This window comes from Clostridium sp. DFI.1.208, from assembly GCF_024463855.1.
Taxonomy (GTDB): domain Bacteria; phylum Bacillota_I; class Bacilli_A; order Erysipelotrichales; family Erysipelotrichaceae; genus Clostridium_AQ.
Genome location: NZ_JANGCA010000001.1, coordinates 37,560 through 61,639, shown reverse-complemented (window position 1 = coordinate 61,639; position 24,080 = coordinate 37,560). Strand labels below are relative to the sequence as shown.

At 45.4% G+C, this 24,080-nt stretch carries 28 protein-coding genes; 2 read left to right on the top strand and 26 right to left on the bottom strand.

Going from position 1 to position 24,080, the window contains the following annotated elements:
- Nucleotides 1-10 precede the first annotated feature (10 nt).
- From NE665_RS00350 to NE665_RS00240, 23 genes are all read right to left on the bottom strand, one after another.
- Nucleotides 11-1,201 (bottom strand): hypothetical protein, encoded by a 1,191-nt coding sequence (locus tag NE665_RS00350; RefSeq protein ID WP_117441648.1) that lies wholly within the window; start codon nt 1,199-1,201, stop codon nt 11-13.
- A gap of 313 nt (nt 1,202-1,514) precedes the next feature.
- On the bottom strand, nt 1,515-2,219 hold the full coding sequence (locus tag NE665_RS00345) for a zinc metallopeptidase (protein ID WP_117441649.1): 705 nt from the start codon (nt 2,217-2,219) through the stop codon (nt 1,515-1,517).
- Between the two features lie 171 nt (nt 2,220-2,390).
- A complete protein-coding gene (locus NE665_RS00340; protein WP_002609057.1) occupies nt 2,391-2,675 on the bottom strand; it encodes an HU family DNA-binding protein in 285 nt (94 codons plus the stop codon).
- 119 nt (nt 2,676-2,794) lie between these two features.
- On the bottom strand, nt 2,795-4,273 hold the full coding sequence (gene spoIVA, locus NE665_RS00335; protein WP_117441650.1) for a stage IV sporulation protein A: 1,479 nt from the start codon (nt 4,271-4,273) through the stop codon (nt 2,795-2,797).
- Nucleotides 4,274-4,366: 93 nt separating this feature from the next.
- Nucleotides 4,367-4,549 (bottom strand): (2Fe-2S)-binding protein, encoded by a 183-nt coding sequence (locus tag NE665_RS00330; RefSeq protein WP_117441651.1) that lies wholly within the window; start codon nt 4,547-4,549, stop codon nt 4,367-4,369.
- A gap of 155 nt (nt 4,550-4,704) precedes the next feature.
- Nucleotides 4,705-6,297, bottom strand: coding sequence for a peptide chain release factor 3 (locus NE665_RS00325; RefSeq protein WP_117441652.1), 1,593 nt, complete (start codon nt 6,295-6,297; stop codon nt 4,705-4,707).
- Nucleotides 6,298-6,475: 178 nt separating this feature from the next.
- Complete coding sequence (locus tag NE665_RS00320; protein WP_117441653.1) at nt 6,476-7,477, bottom strand: NAD(P)H-dependent glycerol-3-phosphate dehydrogenase; 1,002 nt, start codon at nt 7,475-7,477, stop codon at nt 6,476-6,478.
- A 2-nt stretch (nt 7,478-7,479) separates the two neighbouring features.
- Nucleotides 7,480-8,790: a ribosome biogenesis GTPase Der gene (gene der / locus NE665_RS00315; protein WP_117441654.1), complete on the bottom strand. Its 1,311-nt coding sequence runs from the start codon at nt 8,788-8,790 to the stop codon at nt 7,480-7,482.
- Nucleotides 8,791-8,825: 35 nt separating this feature from the next.
- Nucleotides 8,826-9,482, bottom strand: a complete 657-nt coding sequence (gene cmk / locus NE665_RS00310; RefSeq protein ID WP_117441655.1) for a (d)CMP kinase — start codon at nt 9,480-9,482, stop codon at nt 8,826-8,828.
- Between the two features lie 2 nt (nt 9,483-9,484).
- Nucleotides 9,485-10,462, bottom strand: coding sequence for a hypothetical protein (locus NE665_RS00305; RefSeq protein ID WP_117441656.1), 978 nt, complete (start codon nt 10,460-10,462; stop codon nt 9,485-9,487).
- Between the two features lie 122 nt (nt 10,463-10,584).
- Nucleotides 10,585-11,148, bottom strand: a complete 564-nt coding sequence (gene efp / locus NE665_RS00300) for an elongation factor P (RefSeq protein ID WP_002609065.1) — start codon at nt 11,146-11,148, stop codon at nt 10,585-10,587.
- 97 nt (nt 11,149-11,245) lie between these two features.
- Nucleotides 11,246-11,575: a hypothetical protein gene (locus tag NE665_RS00295; RefSeq protein ID WP_117441657.1), complete on the bottom strand. Its 330-nt coding sequence runs from the start codon at nt 11,573-11,575 to the stop codon at nt 11,246-11,248.
- Nucleotides 11,576-11,591: 16 nt separating this feature from the next.
- Nucleotides 11,592-12,077: a hypothetical protein gene (locus NE665_RS00290; RefSeq protein ID WP_117441658.1), complete on the bottom strand. Its 486-nt coding sequence runs from the start codon at nt 12,075-12,077 to the stop codon at nt 11,592-11,594.
- On the bottom strand, nt 12,022-12,441 hold the full coding sequence (locus NE665_RS00285; protein WP_117441659.1) for a competence type IV pilus minor pilin ComGF: 420 nt from the start codon (nt 12,439-12,441) through the stop codon (nt 12,022-12,024). Before NE665_RS00285 ends, NE665_RS00290 begins: the two co-directional genes overlap by 56 nt.
- Nucleotides 12,404-12,568, bottom strand: a complete 165-nt coding sequence (locus NE665_RS00280; RefSeq protein ID WP_178759873.1) for a hypothetical protein — start codon at nt 12,566-12,568, stop codon at nt 12,404-12,406. The genes NE665_RS00285 and NE665_RS00280 overlap by 38 nt, the downstream gene beginning before the upstream one ends.
- A complete protein-coding gene (comGD, locus tag NE665_RS00275) occupies nt 12,558-12,965 on the bottom strand; it encodes a competence type IV pilus minor pilin ComGD (RefSeq protein ID WP_117441660.1) in 408 nt (135 codons plus the stop codon). Before comGD ends, NE665_RS00280 begins: the two co-directional genes overlap by 11 nt.
- Nucleotides 12,931-13,230 (bottom strand): competence type IV pilus major pilin ComGC, encoded by a 300-nt coding sequence (comGC, locus tag NE665_RS00270; protein ID WP_117441661.1) that lies wholly within the window; start codon nt 13,228-13,230, stop codon nt 12,931-12,933. The genes comGD and comGC overlap by 35 nt, the downstream gene beginning before the upstream one ends.
- Nucleotides 13,231-13,252: 22 nt before the next feature.
- A complete protein-coding gene (locus tag NE665_RS00265) occupies nt 13,253-14,260 on the bottom strand; it encodes a type II secretion system F family protein (RefSeq protein ID WP_233104498.1) in 1,008 nt (335 codons plus the stop codon).
- Nucleotides 14,196-15,194, bottom strand: coding sequence for an ATPase, T2SS/T4P/T4SS family (locus tag NE665_RS00260; protein ID WP_117441663.1), 999 nt, complete (start codon nt 15,192-15,194; stop codon nt 14,196-14,198). The genes NE665_RS00265 and NE665_RS00260 overlap by 65 nt, the downstream gene beginning before the upstream one ends.
- 116 nt (nt 15,195-15,310) lie before the next feature.
- On the bottom strand, nt 15,311-15,775 hold the full coding sequence (locus NE665_RS00255) for a GNAT family N-acetyltransferase (RefSeq protein WP_117441664.1): 465 nt from the start codon (nt 15,773-15,775) through the stop codon (nt 15,311-15,313).
- Between the two features lie 2 nt (nt 15,776-15,777).
- Nucleotides 15,778-16,389 carry an MBL fold metallo-hydrolase gene (locus tag NE665_RS00250; protein ID WP_117441665.1) on the bottom strand — a complete coding sequence of 204 codons (612 nt, stop codon included), beginning with the start codon at nt 16,387-16,389 and terminating at the stop codon, nt 15,778-15,780.
- 38 nt (nt 16,390-16,427) lie between these two features.
- Complete coding sequence (gene rpmG, locus NE665_RS00245; protein ID WP_002609076.1) at nt 16,428-16,577, bottom strand: 50S ribosomal protein L33; 150 nt, start codon at nt 16,575-16,577, stop codon at nt 16,428-16,430.
- 53 nt (nt 16,578-16,630) lie between these two features.
- The gene (locus NE665_RS00240) at nt 16,631-18,703 is read right to left on the bottom strand and encodes a penicillin-binding protein 2 (RefSeq protein WP_117441666.1); all 2,073 of its coding nucleotides are present in this window, start codon (nt 18,701-18,703) and stop codon (nt 16,631-16,633) included.
- Between the two features lie 142 nt (nt 18,704-18,845).
- On the opposite strand from NE665_RS00240, the gene ispG reads away from it, so the two are divergent.
- Complete coding sequence (gene ispG / locus NE665_RS00235; RefSeq protein ID WP_117441667.1) at nt 18,846-19,910, top strand: flavodoxin-dependent (E)-4-hydroxy-3-methylbut-2-enyl-diphosphate synthase; 1,065 nt, start codon at nt 18,846-18,848, stop codon at nt 19,908-19,910.
- A gap of 279 nt (nt 19,911-20,189) precedes the next feature.
- Here the strand turns inward: ispG and NE665_RS00230 are convergent, their stop codons facing one another.
- The 3 genes from NE665_RS00230 to NE665_RS00220 are packed head-to-tail and all read right to left on the bottom strand — an operon-like array spanning nt 20,190 to nt 22,964.
- Nucleotides 20,190-20,720 (bottom strand): GNAT family N-acetyltransferase, encoded by a 531-nt coding sequence (locus NE665_RS00230; RefSeq protein WP_117441668.1) that lies wholly within the window; start codon nt 20,718-20,720, stop codon nt 20,190-20,192.
- Between the two features lies 1 nt (nt 20,721).
- Nucleotides 20,722-21,603 carry a deoxyribonuclease IV gene (locus NE665_RS00225; RefSeq protein ID WP_117441669.1) on the bottom strand — a complete coding sequence of 294 codons (882 nt, stop codon included), beginning with the start codon at nt 21,601-21,603 and terminating at the stop codon, nt 20,722-20,724.
- Complete coding sequence (locus tag NE665_RS00220; protein ID WP_117441670.1) at nt 21,600-22,964, bottom strand: DEAD/DEAH box helicase; 1,365 nt, start codon at nt 22,962-22,964, stop codon at nt 21,600-21,602. The genes NE665_RS00225 and NE665_RS00220 overlap by 4 nt, the downstream gene beginning before the upstream one ends.
- A 200-nt stretch (nt 22,965-23,164) precedes the next feature.
- Here NE665_RS00220 and ispH point away from each other — a divergent pair, with 200 nt between their 5' ends.
- The gene (gene ispH / locus NE665_RS00215) at nt 23,165-24,076 is read left to right on the top strand and encodes a 4-hydroxy-3-methylbut-2-enyl diphosphate reductase (RefSeq protein ID WP_117441671.1); all 912 of its coding nucleotides are present in this window, start codon (nt 23,165-23,167) and stop codon (nt 24,074-24,076) included.
- Nucleotides 24,077-24,080: the final 4 nt, after the last annotated feature.

Sequence of the window (24,080 nt, the reverse complement as noted above, 5' to 3'; positions counted from 1 at the left end):
ATTCTTTTCGCTATTGCTCTGCTTTCTTTGCACTGACCTCTGCATAACACAATGTAATAGATGTCTCTGCGGGAACAATTTTCTTATATAAGTTACCCTCCTCATCTCTATAATCCATGATTTTTGTCGATGAGGTATCAAAAAATTCACTTGCTACCCGCTCACCTCTACGATTGATGAAGCTTTGCCATAATACCACATGCGAATCCTTTTGGGTGGGCTTGATCTCTGTTATGAAATCCTCCTGCGGCATATAAAGGACTGTATAATCTGCTTTCTTTTCAATCGTCAATGCTTCTGAGAAGGCATGAATTTTATAGTTCTTTTTCATATCCTGAAAATCTGCAGGGTTCACTTTCTCCTTCCGAAGGTTGATGGAATCTCCTGTGTCTACACCATTGCGATCGAAGGAATAATACCGGATATTACCAATATAGCGTGGAGTATCGCTTGTATGATAGTACTCCCCCTTTGTATGCAGGACAGAATCCTTCAAATCTGCCGCAAACTGCTTCTGAATATCGGTGTATATGGTATCCAGGCGATTGCTGTAGGATATATTCTCTGCCTGAAGATAATGCTTCGCTCCTTGTTCTGATTTGAAGTTCAACAGGATAAAATCAATATTCTTCAGCTGCGGGTGTTCTTTGAGCGTTTTCAGCTTCTTTTCCTTTATTGTATACAGCTGTGCCCTGACTTGAACATTTGTCAGAAATGCATCCAGCTTCCCTTCCTCATACAATTTCTCCTTGGGAATCATATTATCAGCTTCATACCAGCCATCCTCATCCACAAAGGAAAAATCCATTGTATAGATATATAGGTCTGTATCCAGCTTCAGCAGTGCCGCAAGCCTTTGCCTGTATGCCTCCTGTAGATCAGGTATCTGATAGTCATCACTTCCATCCTGGTTTTTTTCATCTGTGAATACCTTTACTGTAAACGTTCTTCCCTGATACATCATTTCAACCTGTGCTGTCCCATCCGTTTTGCGTTTGAAGCTGGGAATCGGTGATGTATCAACATATCCCAGACGGATATTTTTAATCGTGGGCTGGATGCCATACTTATCCTTCATATAAAGAAGAGCATTCACTTTCCCCTGTTGTTCTTCCCTATTCAGCTCCTGTTTCTCCTCCTTGCTGGTACAGGCACTCATACAAAGCAGCATCAGCACAATCAATAAGCATTTCTTCACCATAGACGGACTCTCTTTCTAAGCCTGATTATTATTTTCATTCGCTATTTTCTTAGCTAAATTATACCACATGCTTTTCTCGAAAAACAGCATCGTCATGCATGCTAGATATAAATATGCGCCTGCTTCCAGCTAGGACGTATTGCCAATGCGACGTGCAGCTATATTTGTTGATTCCTTACGATGCGTTATGCGCAAATGTCCGCTCCTGTGCCTCAGTCATGAAAAGTCTGTCATACGCCTTCTCTTGTATTGCAAAGCTTGAAAGTATTCAGATGCAAACTAAAGTACAAAAAAAGAACCCCAGGGGATTCTTTCAATCATCATCTCTTCTGCCTAGCACCATGAGTAGAATACGTAAGATTTGTGCCAGTGTAGAGAGCACTGCTGCCACATAGGTGAACGCTGCTGCACGAAGCATTCCTTTCACGTCGTAGCGCTCATGTTCACTGATCATGCCATACATGGCAAGCTGCTTCACTGCGCGGCTGCTGGCATTGAATTCCACCGGCAGTGTCACAATCTGAAACAGCAGGATGACACAAATCATGGCGATACCGGCATAAAGAATAACCGGTGTGGAGGCGAAAAGAAATAAGCCGAGCACTAGCACAACCCAGCCAAGCTGAGAAGCGATGTTTGCCATCGGCAGCAGACGGTTGCGCAAACCGATTGCTCCATAATGCTCCTTGTGCTGAATGGCATGCCCTACCTCGTGTGCAGCGACGCTGAGGGAGGCGATGGAGGCATTATAGAAGATATCGGGAGACAGACGCACAACATGATGAACGGGATCGTAATGATCAGAGAGCATGCCGCCCTTAGCTACCTCAACACGGATGCTTTGAAGATTGTTCATATCCAGAATTCTGCGGGCTACAGCCTCGCCACTCAGCCCGCGTTCGTTTGGAATTTCTTTATATTTGTGATATGCAGCCTGTACGCGGGACTGGGCAATCATCACAACTGCAAACGCCAGAATATACAGAAAATACTGAGACATATATGAGTTATTAAACATTGGTATCCTTCCTTTTCTATATGTATGTGTTAGTTATTATATCACAACTGCATATGAATTATCAGCAAGTTTGCATAAAGTTGCAGGAAATCTGCTTCGTTTATACGTTGTCTTTGAGAATATGAAAAAAAGGATATCTGTAAATGATCCCAGATATCCGTTTTGAGCCTACTATTTTACTGCTTCCTTCAATGCTTTTGCAGCTTTGAATTTTGGCGCCTTTGAAGCGGCGATTTCAAGAGGTTCCTTAGTGGCAGGGTTGATTCCCATACGTGCAGGACGTTCGCTGATTTCAAATTTTCCAAAACCAGAGATATCAACTTTTCCGCCTTCAGATAAAGTCTTTGCAATTTCATCGAAAACAGTTTCTACTGCTACAGTTGCATCTTTCTTTGTCATTTCCAATTTCTCAGCAACGACTTCTACTAAAGCTTTTTTATTTAAAATTTCACTCATGTTCATTACCTCCAACATAGCTATATGATACCATCTGGAAGCTTATATTTCAACATTTTTCTCAAAAAAAGATGGTTTTAAACACCCATTGTTTCTGCGGTTTTCAAATGCCGATATTTCTAGAGAACAATGGCAATCACGTTGCCTTTCCCCTTATTTACAAGTTTTGTAAGAATGTCCTGCAGCCTGGCTCTGGCTGCTTCCGGTATCATAGAAAGCTTGGCATTGAGGCCGTCCCGGATCAGATCCGACAGCTTGCGCCCGAAGATATCGCTGTCCCAGATGCTCTGATCATCATTTCCATCATCCCGCAGCAGATAACGAATCAGCTCTTCACTTTGTTCCTTGCTGCCGATAATCGGCTCAAAGGTGCTTTCCACATCCACCTTGATCATATGAATGCTTGGAGCGATTGCCTTCAGCTTAACTCCATAGCGGCTTCCCTGCTTCACAACCTCCGGCTTACTGAGCTGAATATCCTGCAAAGAGGCACTCGCAAAGCCGTATCCGGTCTGCTTGACCATTTTCAATGCGCTTTCTACAGCATCATATTCCCGCTTCGCCTTGCTGTAATCCTGCATCAGAGAAATCAGCTCCGCCTTATCCTTGATCTCGTGGCCGATAATTTCCTTCAGAATTTCATTATACAGCCCCGGCTTCACTGTGATGTCTACATTGACAATTCCCTGTCCTGTATCAATGGTGGCAAGATTGCTGCCGTCGATATATTCATTTTCATTTAACACATCGGTGATATTTTCCACCTCGCGAAGACGGTCCACACTGGACATGCTTTCCTGAATCGTATCATGGAAGCTTTTCTTCAGCCAGTGATCATCACTTAATACCGCAATCCACTGTGGCATATTGATATTGATTTCCGATACCGGGAATTCATACAGTGCTTCCCGAAGGATATCATGAACATCCTCCTCACTCATATGATTTACTGCGATTGCAAGCACCGGCACCTCATATTTTTCCTTAAGCTTGTCAACGACAGCTTTGCAGGCCGGGGAATGCACGTCCGCACTGTTGACAATGACGATAAACGGTTTGCCAATCGCCTTGAGCTCATCAATGACCTCTGCTTCGGCTTCAATATAGGCTTCTCGTGACAAATCGGAAATCGTACCATCCGTCGTCACGACAATGCCAATCGTGGAATGATCCTGAATAACCTTCTGTGTACCGGTCTTGGCAGCTTCATTGAATGGTACCGGTTCATCATTCCAAGGGGTGCGTACCATGCGGATTCCATCCTCATCCTTATAGCCCTTTGCTTCCGGAATGACATAGCCTACACAGTCCACCAAACGGACATTCACGGTAAACCCGTCATCAAATTCGATTGTTGCGGCATTATTCGGCACAAATTTCGGTTCGGTGGTCATAATCGTTTTACCAACTCCTGCCTGTGGCAGTTCGTCAATCATGCGTGATTTTTCAAATTCATCACTGACATATGGAATTACTGCTCTTTCCATAAACTCCTTGATGAAGGTTGATTTGCCGACGCGTACAGGACCCACGATCCCTAAGTATATATCGCCACCGCATCTTTGTGCTATATTCTTTAAAATCTCTGTGGTATTCATTGTTTGTCCTCCCTTAGTCATTCTAAACTTATGATGAATGGAAGCACTTTATGCCTAAACAGACAAAAGAAGAAAAAGAAAAACAGACGGATTTCATCTGTTTCTCAGTAATTGCTCAACAACGCCTTCCAGGACATCATTGCAGGCGCCGCAGACGGTTCCTGCTCCGGTAGCATCCTGCACCTCCTGAAAGCTGGAAGCCCCTGCCTCAATCGCTGTTTTGATATCACGAACAGAGACACTCATACAGGTACATACGATATCTTCATCATGCATATAGCTTACACCTCACTGTCAGTTAGGATACCCGTTTCTGTCAATACCATACAGCATTCCCTGAAAAAGGTACTTCAAAAAAAAGGAAGAGCCGAAGCCATCGATTTCGGCAGTCCTCCTGTTAGGTAAATGCTTGCTGATTATGTATTTTGTATTTACTCGGCAGTACCCACATCACTCAGTGTCAGACCCTTGTTTTGTTCCAGTGCCCACTTGATGCCCCAGTTGTTCATGAAGATAATCAGATTTCTACCCTTTAAATCACGTACACGCTTGGAATCACTGGTAAGATTCAGCGTATTTGGATCTAATGACTGATCATCAATCCAGCGAACGCACTGGAAGGGCAGGATTTCAAGCTTGATATCCACATTGTATTCACTTTTCAAGCGCTGTTCCAGCACCTCAAACTGCAGCACGCCGACACCTCCGACGATGATTTCCTCCATTCCGATATTGATTTCCTGAAATACCTGAATGGCACCTTCCTGTGCAATCTGCGTAATTCCCTTAGTAAATTGCTTTCTCTTCATAGTATCCTTTTGCGTAACACGGGCAAAATGCTCTGGAGCAAAGGTAGGTATCTTTTTGAATTCAAACTTCATCGAGGGATCACACAGCGTGTCTCCTATGGAGAAAATTCCCGGATCGAATACACCGATCACATCTCCCGCATATGCCTCTTCGACAATTTCGCGATCCTGTGCCATAAACTGCTGTGGCTGTGAAAGCTTAATTTTACGGTTTTGCTGCATATGCATAACCTCCATTCCCTTTTCAAAGCGTCCGGAACAGATACGCATAAAAGCAATACGGTCACGATGTGCCTTGTTCATGTTTGCCTGAATCTTAAAGACAAAGGCAGAAAAGCGCTCATCCATCGGATCAATTTCGCCCTGTGAGGACTCTCTTGGCAGCGGAGAGGTTGTCATATCCAGAAAATGAGAAAGGAATGGTTCCACACCGAAGTTCGTCAGTGCACTACCGAAGAATACCGGCGTCAGCTCGCCCCTTGAAATGAGCTCCTGATCAAATTCGGTGCTGGCGATATCCAGCAGCTCACTATCCTCACGCAGCTGTTCAAAGAAATGGTCACCCAGTATCGAACGAAAGGTTTCATCCTCCAGCGTACCTTCGCTTACCTCAGCAGCCTTCTGTCCGTGATCGCCTCCATGAAAGGCGATGATCCGATGATGATCACGTTCATAAACGCCCTTGAATTCTTTTCCGGAACCGATTGGCCAGTTCATAGCATAAGTCGCGATTCCCAGCTCGCTTTCGATATGCTCCAGCAGCTCAAACGGGTTCATAGCAGCACGATCCATTTTGTTGATAAAGGTAAATACCGGAATCTTGCGCAGCAGACATACCTTGAACAGCTTTTTCGTCTGTGCCTCAACACCCTTGGAAGCATCGATCACCATGACGGCAGAATCTGCGGCCATCAGGGTACGATAGGTATCCTCCGAGAAATCCTGGTGACCCGGGGTATCCAGAATATTGATACAGAAATCATTATATTCAAACTGCAGCACAGAGCTTGTGACGGAAATTCCTCTTTGTTTTTCGATTTCCATCCAGTCGCTGACCGCATGCTTGTTTGCTTTTTTTCCCTTTACACTTCCGGCAGAAAGTATCGCCCCGCCATACAGCAGCAGCTTCTCCGTCAGCGTTGTTTTTCCGGCATCCGGGTGTGATATGATGGCGAAGGTTCTCCGCCTTTGTATTTCATTGACATAATTCGTCATACAGCTTCCTCCTATAGTTCTATGTGAAACGATCTTCTCGTATCCTTTTTCGCATAAAGCAGTTCTCATCTACATGATGATTCCTCCAGTACAGGTAGATGACTAGCGTTTTTTATTATAGCATATTCCCACGCTTAAAATCCATAAAACACAAAAAAATGACGCCTTTTCAGCATCATTATTTCATTTCATGTTTTAAATCCCGCAGCATCAAATCCCTTGCGGACTGCTGTGGTTTCTTATCCTCGTACAATACCCGGTAAATCTCTTCAACAATCGGCATATCGATCTGCTTTAGCTTTGCTACCTCGTGTACTACCTTGGCCGTGCGTACCCCCTCCACGGTCTTGGTATTGTTCTCCCAGAAATAGCGGGCGCTGTTATGCGTTCCGATTTCATAGCCTGCCTGAAAATTTCGGGAATGTACACTGGTGCAGGTCACAATCAAATCACCGATACCGGTCAATCCCATAAAGGTTTCCGCTTTGCCGCCCAATGCGACGCCATAGCGAATCATTTCCGCAAGCCCACGCGTAATCAGGGCAGCCTTGGTATTATCCCCATAGCCAACGCCGCTCAACACACCGCTGGCAACCGCGATGGCATTTTTCAATGCAACCCCGATTTCACTTCCAACCTCATCATCCCCACGATAAACACGCAGATATTCATTGGAAAACAGCTCCTGTACAGTACAGGCATCCTCTTCACTTAAGGATACTGCACAGATCGTTGTCAGCATGCGCAGGACAACCTCCTCTGCATGACTGGGGCCAATCAGCGATACGACGCTTTTCAGCTTATCCTTTGGCATAAAGCGACGGATGACATTGGACATGCGTTCATTTGTCTGCGGATGAAATCCCTTGGATGTATTCACGATGATTACCGGTTTTTCAACAAGCGCTCCGATTTTTATACACAGCTCTTCGACAGCGATGGTTGGAACGGATAAAACAAGAAGATCTGCATCACGAACAATATTGAGATCACATGTCGCCTTCAGCTTTTCATGCAGCGTCACATCCGGGAAAAAGCGGGAGTTTTGATGCCGCAGATTGATATCGTCTATCTCTTTGGGATTCTTCCCCCACAGGATAACCTCTCTTGCATTGTCGACGAGTACCTGTGCAAGCGCCGTTCCCCAGCTTCCACTTCCAATCACAACTGTCTTCAACATGATCACCTGTTTCTTTCTCTGGCAAGTATTCTTAGTGTGGTACCGCTAAAGCCGAATGCCTCCCGCAATCTGTTTTCCAGATAGCGCTTATAGCTGAAATGCAGCAGCTCCGGATCGTTGACAAACAGAACAAAGGTCGGCGGAGCTACCGATACCTGAGATGCATAGTAAATCTTCAGCCGCTGTCCCTTGTGGGTTGGCGGCGGTGTCATCAGCTGCGCATCCATAATGACCTCATTCAGTACATTGGTTTGAATTCGCAGAACGGAATAATCATGAACCTCGTCAATGACTGGCAGAATCGTGTGGATCCGCTGCTTTTTCAATGCGGAAACAAACAGAATCGGTGCATAGGATAAATACAGAAACTGTGCACGAATTTCCTTTTCAATCGTATGCATGGTCTGCTCGTCCTTCTCTACAGCATCCCATTTGTTGTATACGATGATAACACCCTTACCTGCCTCATGGGCATATCCGGCAACGTGCTTATCCTGATCACGGATACCTTTTTCCCCATCGATGACAACAAGTACGACATCACTACGCTCAATGGCGCTCATGGCACGCAAAACAGAATATTTTTCAATGTTTTCATATACCTTGCCGCGCTTTCGGATTCCGGCAGTGTCAATTACAACATATTCCTTGCCTTCCCGTTTGAACGGTGTATCAATGGCATCTCTGGTGGTGCCCTCGATATTGGAAACAATAACACGCTCCTGATTTAAAATTGCATTGACAAGGGAGCTTTTTCCTACGTTTGGACGACCGATAACACAGAATTTTGTCATGCCGTCATATTCGTTTTTCTCTTTTTCCGGTAACGCATGGATAACCGCATCCAGCACATCACCGATCCCGATACCATGTGCACCGGATACGGCGAGCGGATCTCCAAGTCCCAGACTGTAAAACTCATAGATCGCATCATTCTGTGCAAAATCATCCACCTTGTTGACAGCCAGAATGACCGGTTTTTTTGTTCTGTGCAGCAGTCTTGCGACATATTCATCATCATGTGTCAGACCATCCTTGCCACTTACAACAAATACAATGCAGTCAGCCTCATCGATAGCGATTTCCACCTGCATGTTGATTTCCGTCTGGAAATCCTGGTCTGCCAGCTGAATACCTCCAGTGTCGATCACCCGGAATTCTCTGGTCAGCCATTCCGCTTTTCCATAGATACGATCCCTGGTTACTCCTGGTGTATCCTCTACAATGCTTTTACGTTCACCGATAATTCGGTTAAAAATCGTTGATTTACCGACATTCGGACGACCAACGATGGCTACAATTCCATTTATCATATATTGACTTCAGCTTGCGCTGAATTCACCTCCTATCATGAAAGGGTAGGAATATTCCTGCGTATTTCTTTGACAACCTCATCGATCGTCATATTTGACGTATCAATTTCGATTGCATCCTCCGCCTTACGCAGTGGCGAGGATTTGCGGTTCATGTCCTGATAATCACGCTGTTCAATATCATGGTAGATTTCGTCATAATCCGCCTCTACATGCTTTTCCAGATATTCCTTATATCTGCGATCCGCCCTAGCCTTGACACTGGCAACCATGTAGACCTTCAGTTCTGCATCCGGCAAAACAACCGTGCCGATATCACGGCCATCCATGATGAAGCCTTTTTCACGTGCGATCTGCTGCTGGAGCTCCACCAGGCGCTCTCTTACCTTAGGATGCGCAGAAATACTGCTGGTAAGCATGGATATTTCATTTACACGAATCTGTTTGGATACATCCTCGTCATTGATATAGACATTCCCTGCCGGATCAAAGCTAATCTTCATTTCATCCAGCATGGCTGCCAGAGCAGCTTCATCGTTTGGGTCGATACCGCGCCGCTTAGAAGCAAGCGCCGCACAGCGATACATCGCACCGGTATCCAGATGCGAATAGCCCAGCTCCTTTGCCAGAATTTTGGCAATGGTGCTTTTACCGGCCGCACTCGGTCCGTCAATAGCGATATTTATTTTCATCTCTAAATTCCTCCAGCCTTCCATAATGAGTAAGCGATAAAGCCGATGATGACCAGCAGTACCAGAATCAGAAAGCACAATACAAAATTCAACAGCTTGTTGGTCTTCTCCACACCATCGGAAAGATCGGTCAGCTCATCCTCATATTCATCCATTTGTACACGCAGCTGCTGTGTTTCCTCCAGCAGCTTTTTATGCAGCACCGCCTGTTGCGGCGCATCCTTTTTCACCGACGCCTCTTCTTCATCCTCAACCGCATCCTCCATCATGATTGGCTGAATGATTTTTTTAGCAGGACGCTGGGGCTTTTGCTCCGGCTGTGAGATATATTCCTCGACAGCTTCCTCAGCAGCTGGCTGTGGCTGAAAGGATTCCACAACAGGGGCTTCCTCCACCACCGGTTCCTCATATACAACATCCTCCGCCTGAGCATGATCAGCAGGTGTTTCCTTTGGCTCCTTTGCAAAGCGCATATCTGAATCAAAGGAAGGAGCTTCCTCTTCCTTTAACAGATTTTGTACCTGCAGGGCAATATCATCCCGGCTCAATATGGTTTTCTTCGTCTCCTCCGGCTGTGGCTCCTCTTGAATTTCCTGTATGTAATGGGATCTTTTTACACGGTTTGCCGCATTCAGCTGATACAGAATATCAGCCTGTGTATTATCGCTTTCTCTGGTTCCCTTGCGAATATTGTATTCTCTTACTTCCTTAATGAAATCATCCAGATATTCATTGGTAAAGGTATCATCTACCGGCGGCTGCTCCAGCGGCTCCTGTTCTTTCTTTTCCCGAACCGGAGTATATTCCTCATCCTCTTTGATATCCACCTTCTTGAAGATGGATGAATCGAATTTCTTTAGGGTTTCCTCCTGCTCCAGCGCAGCGTTTTCCTCTGTGTGCAGAGTTTTATCTATATTATTATCAGTTTCAATGGATTTTCTCAATTCCGCATATTTTTTTACTCTTGATAGCTTTTCCATCCGATTACCTCCCAATCTAACAATCATTATAACAAAAATAAAGGTTCTTGGATACGTATAATCCTTAAGAAATCATACTTTTTGAAAACGATTTGCAAAAGAAAAGCTGCATGGGCAGCTTTTTAGTCTTTTGCTCTTCCGGAATATTTTCCATCGGACGTGTTTACCAGCACCATTTCATCCTGATTGATGAACAGCGGCACCTTGATTTCCAGCCCGGATTCCAGTGTGGCGTTCTTGCTTGCGGAAGTAGCTGTATCACCCTTGACAGCAGGCTCGCATTCCACAATCTGCAGCGCTACCTTATCCGGCAGGATAACACCGAGAATTTCACTTTCAAACATGGAAATATTAACGTTGTCATTCGGCTTCATGAAGTTCATTTCCCATTTCAGACGATCCTTTGGAATCTCAATCTGCTCATAGGTTTCATTATCCATGAATACCAGTGCATCATCTGTATCATACAGATACTGCATTTCTTTCTTCTCAATGTGCGCAGGTGTGATTTTGTCTCCACCGCCCCATGATAATTCTACATTGGATCCCGTTCTCAGGTTTCTGACTTTCGCCTTTACCACCATAGCGGAACGAGCTGTTTTATTCTGACTCTGTTCCAGCACAACGAAGATTTCTCCATCCTGCTGAATCGTCATACCAGGTTTTAAATCATTGGAACTGATCATAATACATTCACCTTTCCTTTATATTTTCTTATGTCCTATTCTATTTTATAGGATTTGGCGCATTTGTCAAATTTTTTATGAAAAAAGTCTGATTTTTTCACATCAGACTTTTAAATCGGATACTGTCCGCATACAGCATAAAGGATAAAAATGTTGTAAGATACAAATACCAGAAGATTGTAAAATCAAACAGCTCCTGACGCCATTCAAAATAGCCAAGAAACAGCAGGACAATGACCAGTGTCAGCAAAAAGTCCTTTCCTTCCAGCGCCTTGCAGTTTGCCTCGCGATAAAACAGTCTGCCAAACAGCAGCAGCACAGCATACAGCGGAACCAGCATATAGGCTGTTTCATTCATAATCAGCAGCAGATTTCCAAGCCCTGCAAATGCCAGAAACAGCAGGGTGCTCAATCCGATTGTCAGCATGGTAACCACCTCTCTTCTAGTGTGGTTCACCCTGCTGTAAATATACAACGTCCTGTATGGTGCCATCTGTTTGGTCAAAGTATACCTGCATATGAACGGTATGATTTTTTTGCGTATAGGACACGGCAATATATGCCTCCTCTCTTGTGAAATGAAAATATGTGTTTTGAAACAGCTCCTCCCATTCCTTCGGCGGTTCTTCCTTCTGCTGGTCATCTAGTGGCTCCTCTGTTTCCCCATCCCTTTGATCCGTTTCTATGGCGGTGTCCGCATCCTGCTTATGAGCCTCCTGCAAATACTTGCGGCAGCTGTGAATTGCAAAAAGATCATAGGACTCCCGTAGTCCACGTACAGCTGCATAGGCTGCTACACGCTGTACAAGCAGGGTGGCAAAGCAGAGGAAAATCAATAGCAGCAGCATAGCATACAGGCTGATGAAGCCCTGCTCATTCACACGTAAGCAGCGCTTCTTCACGTTTGTCTTTTCGTACCCATGTGACATAATAGCATTCCCTTCTCTTTTGAAATTGCAGCGCATCCACATCCTGCAGAAAGATTTCATAGCCGCTTCTACGAACCAGACGTCTGCGGTCATATTCCAGCGTCTGCTTCTTTTTCTGATAGGTAAAGGAAAGTGTCTGCTCCTGCAGGGACAGCTCACTGCTTTGTGCAAGCAGGAAGCGAAGCTGATAGATTGCAAGACGGTCTTCAGTGTAGTAGACAGGCCTTTGCAGCCTTTGCAAAGTTGATACCAGTGGCATCAGCAAGCTACAGGAAACAGCAACACAGCTGAAGGCCACCAGCATCTCCACCAGCGTGAAGCCGCTGTTATTTCTGATAGACTTCCTGCACTGCATGATTGTCATACCCCTCCCCCTTCTCATTCATCGTATGTGTAATCCCTGCGCACTGCAGGCAAAGCAGTGCCAGAATGCCCAGTATCAGTAAAAGAAACAACGCCTCCATCAGGACAAACCCACGCTTATCGGACATCCATACGCCCGCTTCCCAGCTGAGCCACCAGCTGAATGGAGGAGGCTGCACTGCGGCAGTTCAATGTGAAGGCCTTTGAGATAGTCCCCTGTGGCGTATAGTGAAAGCTCATTGGTGAACAGCTGGTAGAGGTCTGCAGGGAATACACCTCGCGATCACAATATACTTTACTGCCCTGTATCTTTATAGGGATACGTTTATGCTCCTTTACCGCCTGTGCCTGCGCCTTCGTACAGATTTCGCGAATCTGCTGCACATCCATACGCAGCAGGATGCGCTGCTGCCGCTTCACCAGCGGTGTCACAAGCAGCAGCACAGAGAGCAAAAGCAGGACAATCATCATCTCCACCAGTGTGAATCCGCTATCGCACTGCGGCCTGTCCATTGCTAATTTCAATGGTATCTCCATTCGGACAGCGACGCTGTGTATCCTTCAGATACCCCTTGCTGATTAGATCGGACATGCTTTTGGGCGGGCTGAGATTCTCTACCTCATACAGGAGAATCTGTGCATTGGCAACCTCAATCAGTGCCTCACAGCCCTTGCTGCGTATGATTTTTTCCTTCTGCTGTATATTGGGGAGTGTCAGCAGAAACACGAGTGCGATAATGGATAATACAATCATCATTTCCAGAATCGTAAAACCTTTGTTATTGTTCATAATTACGTTTCCTTTCCAATTTCTACATCTGTTCCAGCATTGACAGCGGAATCAGCATGATCTGGTAAACAAGTAAAACCACGATACCTACAAAGCCGTATGCGACACACTGTACAACGATTGCCGTGCGCTTTAGCAGACGCTCCCATGTGCGTTCCTGCTGCCGCAGCCCACTCTGCAGCATATTGCACAAAGATCCGGTAGAGCTGCCGATGCGAAACGACTGCTTAAAGATATCGTTCAGCAGCACCTCACGCTCGATGACACAATGGATATCCTCACCATGTTGCAGGCCGTTCATCAAATGCTTATGTAATTCACAGAACAGTGACCCCTTCCGTATCTGCTCCAGATACTGCAGGGCGGTTCGCGTCGGTATCCCCTGCTGCAGCAGTTCAATCATATAACCGCTAAACAGATAGGATTCCACATGGGATGCCAGTTTGCATAGGCGCGGGCTTCTTAAAACCAATGCATTACGTATGGCAGGTTTCTTTCTCAGATACAGCATACCTGCCAGCGCACACAGCGTGCATATACCGATAAGCCGGCAGCCTCCCTGCAAAAGACTGACCCCTAGCATCAGCCCTTGAAAATTCTCCCCCTGATCAAAGCTTTGCAGCATTTGCGGAATGATTGCAGAGCTGAATACCAGTAGCATCACATAGGCAAACACAAAGATGGAAAGCGGATAAGCGGTTTTCTTTAAAAGGCCGGACAGCAAATTTCGTTCAAAGTCATACAGATGCAGGGAGCTGTCGATTGCCTTGCTTAGGGAGGTGATTTTCAAAAAGAAGGATAGATGCTCAAAAAAGCGCCCTGTTCCCTGTGTTATCAGAATTTCCTCCATGCTGTGCCCCAGCTCCAGCTCCTCTTTGATCGCTGTAGTATCCTTTCCCAGCAGCTGCAATGCCTCCAGATAGGGATAGCCGTTCTGCAGCAGATCATGCAGATAGCGCCATTCCTCATTGCGCATGTGGAAGGTCGATGACGGCTTCCTCCTGTGCAACAATTCCTTTTGAAACAGCAAGCTGAATCTCCTGAAAGATGTCACGATGCTGCTGCTGTGGCAGCTGTTCCTCATGGAAGTAAGCATCCAGTTCATTTTGTTCCAGTATTTCATAAATACACACCCTTTCCTGCGTTCCTTTTCTCTTGTACAGACGCTGCGCACAAACTGCGCTCAGTGTATGATACAGCTCCTCCCTGCGCAAGCCGAATTCAAGCAGACGCTTGATTGCCTCACTGCAGCATTTCGCATGAATCGTTGTAAAAATCAGATGTCCGCTCAATGCACATCGAAGCAGCATTCGCGCTGTGGTTGGATCGCGTATTTCTCCGATCATGATGACATCCGGATCATGGCGCAAAAGCTCCTTGATTCCTTCCTCATAGGTAAAGCCTCCTGCCTCATTGATCTGCAGCTGTAAATAGCTGTCATCAAAAATTTCAATTGGATCCTCCAGCGATACGACATGCAGTCTGTTTTCTTTGGCAATCCGTTTTAGTATCGCATGCAGGGTCGTCGTTTTCCCGCTGCCGGTGGGACCACTCAGCACGATAAGTCCGCTTCTTGTCTTTGTCCAATTCAGAAAGCTGGCCGTCTGTTTTCTATCCATACTCAGCTCCTCCAAGGATATCTCCTCATGATTGTTCAGCACACGCAGTACTGCTGTCTGTTTTTCAAGTGTCGGCAGCAAAGAGAAGCGGAAATACAGAAGCTCCTGACGAAACTCATACTGAAAATTTCCGCTTTGCGGCTGCAGGGTATTTCCTAAGTCCAGATTACTGATATACTTCAGATAACAGAATAAGCCCTCATCAAATGCAGCGTTCTGAATGGTTTCCAGACCATTCCAGCCGCGTACCTGCACATGCAGTCTGTGCTGCATCAATGTGAAATGTACATCGGTGGCTCGCTTGCGCTCCACCATATGCAGCAGCTGTTCAAATTTTTCTTTCATACTCTCACCTTCTTTCTATTTACATACTTCTATACGTTTCAAATTTGCAAAACTCCTAAATTTTCCTGAAAAAAGGTAAAAAAAAACGAGAATTATCCCGTTTTCTTACAAATGTATCATTTTAATTTCTTTTTCATGGTTTTTACCGCTGTCATGTAGCCGTGCTTTTCATAAAGCCTCTGCGCACTGCGATTTTCCTGCAATACGTTTAGCTCCACATATTCCAGCTGACGTTCTCTGGCCCAGTGCTCCACCTCCTGCAGCAGGCGATTGCCGATGCCAAGCCCTCTGGCTTCCCGGCTCACCACCAAATCCATCAGTGTGGCATATGCATGCGGAATCACAAAGGAATCCGCCGGTGTCAGCTGCTTCATTACCAGTGCCAGACCGAAAATACAGGAATTTTCCACTGCCAGCAGGATGTCACAATCCTCCAGCCGGATCATCGTTTTTAAGAACTCTTCGTCCTGCACGCCACGACAGTAGCTAAAGGGCTGCAGTCTTGCCATGTCTGCATATAAAACCTCATACAGCCTCAAAATATCCCGTATATGAGACTGCGTCGCCGTAATGATCGTCATAATCAGAACCGCAGATATGGGTTATAGCGAAATTCCATATCCAGCGTCGTATCCGGACCGTGTCCCGGATACACCTTCAGATTTGAAGGCAGTGTTTCCCGGATCATCCGAAGCGTCTGCATCATTTTGGTATTGCTTCCGGTCGGCAAATCCGTACGTCCGATGCTGCCCTGAAAGATGACATCTCCACAGATCAGATTATCATCCCACAGCAGCATGGTACTTCCCTCACTATGTCCGGGAGCGTCAATTGCCTGAAGCGTAAAGGCTCCGATGCTGTTTTTCCCCGGCTTCAGCTTAGTTACCGGACTGTTCACAACAACAGGAGCCTGATAGGAGAAGTTCAGCATTGGGTCCTGCAGCATCGCCATATCCAGCTCATTGATATAAACAGGACAGTGATATTTCTTAACAAGTGCATCCACACCGGCAATATGATCAAAGTGTCCATGTGTCAGCACAATCGCATCCACAACACCATTTTGTGAATCAATCGTTTCCTGCAGCTTGTGAGATTTGCTTCCGGGATCAACAATCAGTACATGATTCTCTTCCCATAACAGGTAGGTATTCACCTGCACCATACCTAAAACAAAAGTATCCATCTTTTTCATGTCAGCCACCGAATAAAAAAGACCGTAGTCGGCCCTTCTTATTTTTTCTCCTTATGTAAAGTTTTCTTGTTACAACGTGGGCAATATTTCTGAATTTGCATACGTTCTGGATTTTTACGTTTATTACGTGTCCCGATGTAGTTTTCTTCGCCACATTCTGAACATTTGAACGTGATTCTATCTCTCATGTTGTCCCTCCTCGTACTTGCTTGAAAATTATATCATACTCTTTACAAAAAAGCTAATACTTTTTGAAAAACTCTTTTAAAACTTCCGGCATGATATTGTAGGCGCACAGGTTTCCGGCAACGCTTTGATCATTTGTTGCAGATTCCGGTACGGAACAGGCAAATGCCACCTTGGCTTCCTTATCATATGGCGCATAGCCGACAAGAGAAGCATTGGTATAATTTCCTACCTCGGCAGTACCGGTTTTTGCAGCTACCTGTACATCCAATGACTTGATAGGATCGATTGCATGCTCTCCTGCAACCACCTCGCGAAAGCCCATCTGGATTGTTTCCAAATCCTCCTTGCTTCCCGGTAATGCTGACAACACCTGCGTTTTATTTTCGTATACTGTATAATCTGTATTTACTTCTGTTGCCGTATTAACCAGCTTCGGCTGTACCTTTTTACCGCCATTGGCGATGGTTGCCGCATACTGCACAAGCTGAATCGGCGTATAGTTATCATACTGCCCGATGGAATAATCTAGTAATAATCCAGGATTCATAGTATTCCCTGTAAAGCCTTGTGCTTCATTTGGGACATCCAGTCCTGTTTTTGTACCAAGACCAAACATGGAATAATAATTCCGCATTAGCTTGAAGGTTTCCTGCGCCATCTCATTTGTGATGCCCAACGGCTGATTATATACATAATTACCACCAGCTAATTTTATAACAGACTTAAACATATAAACGTTACTAGATACCGCTAGTGCTCGAATAGAATTCACAGTACCATATGTGTTGAACGATCGCTTAAATGGTGTTCCCGCTATTTTCATTTGCTCATCCTGCTCGGTACTATAGCGCGTCTGAATTCCCTGATCCAGCATCATATACACCGTAGCACCCTTCACAACGGAACCGGACGCAAAGGCATCCAAATACGCTCCACTCGAATAATTCTGTATTTTCCCATCCTCATCCAGATATTTACCGCTCATCGCATAAATCTCACCGGTCTGTGGATTCATGAGGACAACAATCGCTTTTTTGAATTTTTCACGACCGGCTGTACCTGCATATTTCTTTAATGTATCCTCCAGAATGTCATCAACCTTTTTCTGTAGCTCCACATCGATGGTAAGATGCAAATCATAACCGTTCTTGCCACTACTTGTCTCATTCATAATGGCTGTACCATCGGAATCATACGATATCTCACTGACTCTCGGTGTACCGCTCAGTAAATCTTCATACTGCTTTTCCAGACCGCTTTGCCCGACACGATCCGTCAGCGAATACCCCATCGCTTCATAATAGGAGCGAAGCTCGGAGGGTACACCCTGCTTAGAGGTCGTAATACTTCCCAGCACATCACGTAGCGTATCCTTATATGGATATTCCCGCTTCCAGGAGCCGAGATTAACATCAAAGCCCCGGTATTTATCTTTGTTTTCCATCAGCTTTGCGACACTATCACTGTCCACATCCTCCAGAATCACCTTATTCTGATTGTTGGGCAGCTTGCGCATAGACAGATATACAGAAAATGCATCCTTCGTATCATCATCCGCCAGCTCATCCACCATTTTCATCGTGATCCGGCTTCTGATTTTCTTTTCCTGCTCCTCTGCTGTCAGTGTTTTCTTCTCCTGTTCAGACAACAGATTCTGACCGGAGTCCTTATTTCCTTTTTCATCCTTATGTAAAAACATATACAAATCCTGATAATCCGAATTTGTCATACCCTTGTGATCCACCTTAAAATCCTTGGCAAAGGTCTGAGCCAGCTTCCACTGCTCCTCGCTTGTTGTATCCTTTGGAGGAAAGTAGACAATATTATGTGAGGAAACGGTCTTTGCAATGACCTTTCCGTTTCGATCCACCATCTCCCCGCGCGCCGTACTGTCCGTCTGCTTTTGCGATGAGTAATTTTCCAGCTTCGCTGCATAGTCCTCCTGATTTCTTATCTGCAGGAAGACCAGCCGTACAGAAACAACGGCAAAAATCAGACAAATGATAATACCGAAAATAAAGATGCGCCTGTTTACGATTTTAAAATAATCGTTCTGCGTCTTCAGAACATCAGAGCTTCTGCTTAATTTTTTTTGATCAAGATCTCGAAAAGGGTTTCGTATCATGCGCACACCTCCTGCCCATTAGTATACCATAAACAAAATAGTGATTCCATACATTTGAAAATTTGTAAGATTTTCGTAATGGGGCAGTGGATTGCTTTTCGCAAGCGACTTCTGCTATAATGAAGGCATGAGGTGAAACGACATGAAAAGAACGGAAACAAGAAGCATTCAGGTACGTAATATAACAATCGGCGGACAGAATAAAGTCCTTATTCAGTCCATGTGCAATACAAGAACAAGTGACATAGAAGCCACCGTGGCACAGATTTTACAGCTGGAACAGGTTGGCTGTGAGCTGGTGCGCATGGCTATCATTGATGAAGCGGATGCAGCTGCCATCACAGAAATCAGAAAGCGTACACATATCCCGCTTGTTGCGGATATCCATTATGACTATCGACTGGCCATCGCTGCGGTAAAGGCCGGTATTGATAAGATACGTCTGAATCCGGGAAATATCGGCAGTAAAGAAAATGTGAAAGCTGTCGTGGCGGTATGCAAGGAACACCATATACCGATTCGCATTGGCATTAACAGCGGTTCTCTGGAAAAGGATATTCATGAAAAGTATGGCAGACCTACCGCTGAGGGCATGATGGAAAGCGCACAGCGCCATGTGCAGATTTTAGAGGAGCTGGACTTCCATGACATCTGCCTGTCTTTTAAATCCAGTGATCCACTGCTTTGTATCGATGCCTATCGCATGGCATCCACTGCCTTCCCCTATCCGCTGCATCTTGGCGTAACGGAGGCGGGTACCTTCATCGGCAGTGCAATCAAAAGCAGCATGGCACTGGGAACATTATTAAATGAGGGCATCGGTGATACGATTCGCATCAGTGTGAATGGGGATCCGGTGAATGAAATAACGATCGTCAAGCAGCTGTTGAAATGCTGCGGTTTATTGAAAAACACGCCGAATTTGATTGCCTGCCCGACCTGCGGCAGAACAGCATGGGATATGCAGCCGGTTGTAAATGAAATGGAAGCCTTCCTGCAGACCATAAACTGTGATGTAAATGTGGCGATTATGGGCTGTGCAGTAAATGGACCCGGAGAAGCGAAGCATGCGGATATCGCGATTGCCGGCGGCCGCAACGAGGGCTTGCTCATCAAAAAGGGAGAGATTATTGAAAAGCTGCCGCAGGAACAGATGGTAGCACGGCTGAAGGAAGAAATTTTAGCGTTTGAAAAAGAACACAGCTGATGAGATTTTTAGACGCAATGCATGGCATTATCCATCGGACCTTGTAGAGAAAGTAAAAGAATTCAGGGTTACCAATCATAACCGGTAACTTCTGAATTCTTTTTTATGTCATCCATAACAGACAATGCCCCAGTTTCTTTTCTTTTCATATAAAGAAAATTCCTTTTATAGATATTTGTATTTGAAAAGCAGGAAGCCTTAAAGTGTGTTGAAAAGGATGTACTGCCCTTGCTGTTTACTTTTGTTCTGCTTCCATTCCATGCTTTAACAATCAATCAATTACAGATAATAGCCCATTTCTATACGGACATTTTTTCTTTGTATATCCTGATTGCTCCCAACACTCAAATCACAGCCCAGAAACACAAAGCCGCTGCGCAGATAGCATTGTATTGCAGGATCATTACAGGACTGCGTTTCCAACAGAACGCAGCGGATGTCGCGCTGTCTTGCTACTTGTATGGCATGCTCCAGCAAACGGGTAGCACAGCCTCTTCCCCGATCGGCGGGCTCTACAAACAAGTTGGAAATGCGCAGTCTCTGCGACCAATCCTCCATGCAGATTTCCAACAGCCCGACAATCTGTCCATCCACACATTCGCCATACAGCTCCGGCTTAGTTAGCCATTCACTGCCCCATATATCATCAAAGCCGCAGGACAACGGCTTTGGTAAAGCCGTGCGCTGAAACATTACGCCAAAGCATGCTGCGTTCTGATTGACAACTGCTTCATAAACATACGATGTCGTGTATCGAACCTTTAAGGCTTTTCCACGATATGCGGCAATATCCAATTCACATATTTCCATATCAGATGCCCGCTTTGATTTTCTCCATAATCTGTTCATCAAACACACCGCTTCTCAGCATGGCGATTTCTTGACGATATGGCGGATGATCCTCGACATATGGTGTTTCCAAAATCTTTACAACATCCTTTACACGTTCATTATGTACAATGGCATTCAGCTTTTCAAAACCGATTTCGCCAAAGCCGATATTCGCATGCCGGTCCTTACGAGCTCCCTGTACATTTTTGGAATCATTGATATGCATACAGGCCAGACGTTCCAGACCGATGACAGCGTCAAATTCATCCAGCACTTTATCAAAGTCGGACAGATCATAGCCAGCATCATGAATATGACAGGTATCCAGACAGACGCGCAGACGATCACCGTATTTTGCATGATCCATCAGATAACGGATATGCGCAAAGCTATAACCGATTTCACTGCCCTTGCCAGCCATCGTTTCAATGGAAATCTGAACATCCTGTACATCCTGCATTGCCAGATTCAATCCCTCAACGATCTTCTTGAGACCTTCTTCTTCTCCGGCCTTTACATGACTTCCGGGATGCAGCACCAGAACCGTTGCATGCAGCGCCTGTACGCGCGCTATTTCCTTTTGTAAAAACTCCACGCCCAGCGCAAAGGTTTCCTCACGGATACAATTTGCCAGGTTGATGATATAGGGAGCATGCACTATCATACTGCTTTCGTCAATACCATGCTCCTTCATCAGTCTGTGCGCTTCCTCTATTTTCAGTTCCTGCATTGCTTTGCGTCGTGTATTCTGCGGTGCACCGGTATATAGCATAAACGCATTGGCGCCATAACTGATCGCCTCTTTTACCGATCCCAGCACATAGTCCGGCGCAGACATGGAGACATGACAGCCTAGCTTCATTCCTGCCCACCCCGTTTCTCCATGACCTTTTGCTTTGCGCGTTCCTTTTTCTGTCGCTGGATATCCTCCTGAATCATCTGACGGCGTGCCTTACGCTTCAGCTTTTCTACTTCCTGTTTCCGTTTCACCTTATAGCCCGGCTTCACCTTTTTCTTCTTTTTGGAAACGATTTTAGAAATTTCCTTTTCCAGCGGATCATCCTTTTTGACCTTTTTGCGATGCAGCGGCTCCAGCTCACTCCAGGTACCGTTTTTCAGGTTGCGATGCTTAAAGCCGATTCCCTTAACCTCCAGAGAGCGAATCATGGCATCATCCTGCTTTTTATATAAAGCATAGCAAATACCATCCCGACCGGCACGACCGGTACGTCCGCTTCGATGAATATAGTAATCCAGCTCCTTTGGAAAGCCCAGAGAAACGACATGGGAAATTCCTTCAATATCAATACCGCGCGCAGCGATATCCGTCGCTACCACATAGGATTTCTGTATATTTACCAAATCCTTCATCGCCTTTGTACGCTCTCGCGGTGTCAAATCCCCGTGCAGCTCGATAATACCGTACCCGGCATCCCGCATCATGCCGGCAACACTTGCGGCCTGCGTTCTCGTGTTTGCGAAAATCAGACATACATAGGGTGTAAAGGTCGCTAACAGCTCCATCAGCTTTTCTTCATAGCTCTTTTCCTGACACGGTATCAGCACGTGCTCGATTTTCGGATGAAAATCGCTCTGCTCCTGAATATGCACCGTACTTGGATTATCCATATATTTCTTTAAAAACTGCTGTAATGCAACCGGAATCGTCGCAGAAAAGCTCATCATTTGTAAATTCTTTTTCATTTTTCCGGCAATCGCATCCACATCCTCCAGAAAACCAAACTCCAGTGTCATATCCGCTTCATCGACAACCATGATATCAGCGGTATCCACACGCAGGGTCTGTTCCTGTAAAAACAGGTCCTTGATACGCCCTGGTGTTCCTACAACAATATGCGGCTGTACCTTCAGCTGTTCGTTCATTCTGGATTTTTCCATTCCGCCGGTAATCAGACGGATGCGAAGCTTAGGGTCTGCTTCACTCATCTTTTCACAGCGGTTATAAATCTGTAAGGCAAGCTCTCTGGTCGGCGCCGTGATAACTGCCTGAATCACAGACTGACTGCTGTCCACCCTCTCCATAATCGGAATCAGAAAGGAATGTGTTTTTCCGGTACCGGTATCGGAAATACCAATGATGTTTCTTCCCTTGCATGCCAGCGGGATCACCGCCTGCTGGATCGGTGTAGGCTCTTTGAAGCCTTCCAGGTTTATAAATGTTTTCGTGGCCTCACGAAAGTTGTAATCCGTATATTTGCTCATAAATACCTCCTTATACAAATAAGCAGCTTCTTTATTATACAGGAAATCTGAAAGTTGTAAAACAATTTCTTTTTTCTGTAACACGTGCGCTCTTTTTCTGTTACCTAGTGTATCGTATACGCTTATTATGGCATATTCTGCGGCAAAATTCTATGCATGTACCGGGCTTTTCCTGTATAATGATATCTGAGGTGAAGTACATGGAAGTTATAAAGGTCGTACCACGTGGATATTGCAAGGGTGTTATCAATGCCATTCTTATCGCGAAGAAAACAGCACAGGAGCATCCGGATACCCCGATTTATGTTCTGGGAATGCTCGTGCATAATTCCTATGTTATGCAGGCACTGAAGGAATTGCATATTTATCCCGTTGATGATAAAAATAAAACCAGACTGGAGCTGCTTGATGAAATTGAAGAAGGAATCGTCATATTTACCGCACACGGTATCTCCCCGGCAGTAAAGGAAAAGGCACTTCGCAAGGGACTTCAATGTGTTGATGCGAGCTGTCCGGATGTGGTCAAAACACAGGATATTGTTATGGAGCAGCTGAAAAACGGCTGTGATGTCCTGTATATCGGAAAGCCGCGTCATCCAGAGGCAGAGGCCGTTTTATCGCTTAGTGAGAAGGTGCACCTGATCAGTACGCAACAGGATCTGGACGCTCTGCCTCCCTTGGCACATGTGTTTGTCACCAATCAGACGACCATGTCCATTTTTGATATTGAAGCACTGTTTGAGGCAATTCGTGAACGGTATCCGAAGGCTGTATTTTGTGAAGAAATCTGTAACGCAACCCGTATACGCCAGCAGGCTGTTGCCGATTTGAAGGATAAGCAAATCGATGTATTATATGTGGTTGGTGACAGGTATTCCAACAACTCCAACCGTCTCGCGCAGATTGCCCGTGATCAGGGTATTCATCAGGTATATCTGATTGATGATGTAAAGGATGTTCAGGATGAGCAGCTATGCAATGCAAAGCGTGTGGCGGTAACCTCTGGTGCTAGTACGCCAACGTATCTGACAGCACAGGTTATCGCTTATCTGGAGGATTATGCGCCGGGGAAATGTAAGCCGCAGATAAGACTGTCTGAAATATTGTCATAAAACA

Excerpts from the sequence above, each read along its gene's own strand:
- NE665_RS00320 (WP_117441653.1), bottom strand. The coding sequence starts at position 7,477 with ATGTTGAAGACAGTTGTGATTGGAAGTGGAAGCTGGGGAACGGCGCTT.
- ispG (WP_117441667.1), top strand. The coding sequence starts at position 18,846 with ATGAAAAGAACGGAAACAAGAAGCATTCAGGTACGTAATATAACAATC.
- NE665_RS00240 (WP_117441666.1), bottom strand. The coding sequence starts at position 18,703 with ATGATACGAAACCCTTTTCGAGATCTTGATCAAAAAAAATTAAGCAGA.
- NE665_RS00295 (WP_117441657.1), bottom strand. The coding sequence starts at position 11,575 with ATGCTGACAATCGGATTGAGCACCCTGCTGTTTCTGGCATTTGCAGGG.
- NE665_RS00285 (WP_117441659.1), bottom strand. The coding sequence starts at position 12,441 with ATGACAATCATGCAGTGCAGGAAGTCTATCAGAAATAACAGCGGCTTC.
- NE665_RS00325 (WP_117441652.1), bottom strand. The coding sequence starts at position 6,297 with ATGACGAATTATGTCAATGAAATACAAAGGCGGAGAACCTTCGCCATC.
- NE665_RS00260 (WP_117441663.1), bottom strand. The coding sequence starts at position 15,194 with ATGAAAGAAAAATTTGAACAGCTGCTGCATATGGTGGAGCGCAAGCGA.
- ispH (WP_117441671.1), top strand. The coding sequence starts at position 23,165 with ATGGAAGTTATAAAGGTCGTACCACGTGGATATTGCAAGGGTGTTATC.
- NE665_RS00225 (WP_117441669.1), bottom strand. The coding sequence starts at position 21,603 with ATGAAGCTAGGCTGTCATGTCTCCATGTCTGCGCCGGACTATGTGCTG.
- NE665_RS00220 (WP_117441670.1), bottom strand. The coding sequence starts at position 22,964 with ATGAGCAAATATACGGATTACAACTTTCGTGAGGCCACGAAAACATTT.
- NE665_RS00290 (WP_117441658.1), bottom strand. The coding sequence starts at position 12,077 with ATGTCACATGGGTACGAAAAGACAAACGTGAAGAAGCGCTGCTTACGT.
- efp (WP_002609065.1), bottom strand. The coding sequence starts at position 11,148 with ATGATCAGTTCCAATGATTTAAAACCTGGTATGACGATTCAGCAGGAT.
- NE665_RS00255 (WP_117441664.1), bottom strand. The coding sequence starts at position 15,775 with ATGACGATCATTACGGCGACGCAGTCTCATATACGGGATATTTTGAGG.
- NE665_RS00230 (WP_117441668.1), bottom strand. The coding sequence starts at position 20,720 with ATGGAAATATGTGAATTGGATATTGCCGCATATCGTGGAAAAGCCTTA.
- der (WP_117441654.1), bottom strand. The coding sequence starts at position 8,790 with ATGATAAATGGAATTGTAGCCATCGTTGGTCGTCCGAATGTCGGTAAA.
- NE665_RS00330 (WP_117441651.1), bottom strand. The coding sequence starts at position 4,549 with ATGCATGATGAAGATATCGTATGTACCTGTATGAGTGTCTCTGTTCGT.
- NE665_RS00345 (WP_117441649.1), bottom strand. The coding sequence starts at position 2,219 with ATGTTTAATAACTCATATATGTCTCAGTATTTTCTGTATATTCTGGCG.
- comGC (WP_117441661.1), bottom strand. The coding sequence starts at position 13,230 with ATGAACAATAACAAAGGTTTTACGATTCTGGAAATGATGATTGTATTA.
- cmk (WP_117441655.1), bottom strand. The coding sequence starts at position 9,482 with ATGAAAATAAATATCGCTATTGACGGACCGAGTGCGGCCGGTAAAAGC.
- NE665_RS00305 (WP_117441656.1), bottom strand. The coding sequence starts at position 10,462 with ATGGAAAAGCTATCAAGAGTAAAAAAATATGCGGAATTGAGAAAATCC.
- NE665_RS00350 (WP_117441648.1), bottom strand. The coding sequence starts at position 1,201 with ATGGTGAAGAAATGCTTATTGATTGTGCTGATGCTGCTTTGTATGAGT.
- rpmG (WP_002609076.1), bottom strand. The coding sequence starts at position 16,577 with ATGAGAGATAGAATCACGTTCAAATGTTCAGAATGTGGCGAAGAAAAC.
- NE665_RS00280 (WP_178759873.1), bottom strand. The coding sequence starts at position 12,568 with ATGTCCGATAAGCGTGGGTTTGTCCTGATGGAGGCGTTGTTTCTTTTA.
- NE665_RS00250 (WP_117441665.1), bottom strand. The coding sequence starts at position 16,389 with ATGAAAAAGATGGATACTTTTGTTTTAGGTATGGTGCAGGTGAATACC.
- spoIVA (WP_117441650.1), bottom strand. The coding sequence starts at position 4,273 with ATGAATACCACAGAGATTTTAAAGAATATAGCACAAAGATGCGGTGGC.
- NE665_RS00340 (WP_002609057.1), bottom strand. The coding sequence starts at position 2,675 with ATGAGTGAAATTTTAAATAAAAAAGCTTTAGTAGAAGTCGTTGCTGAG.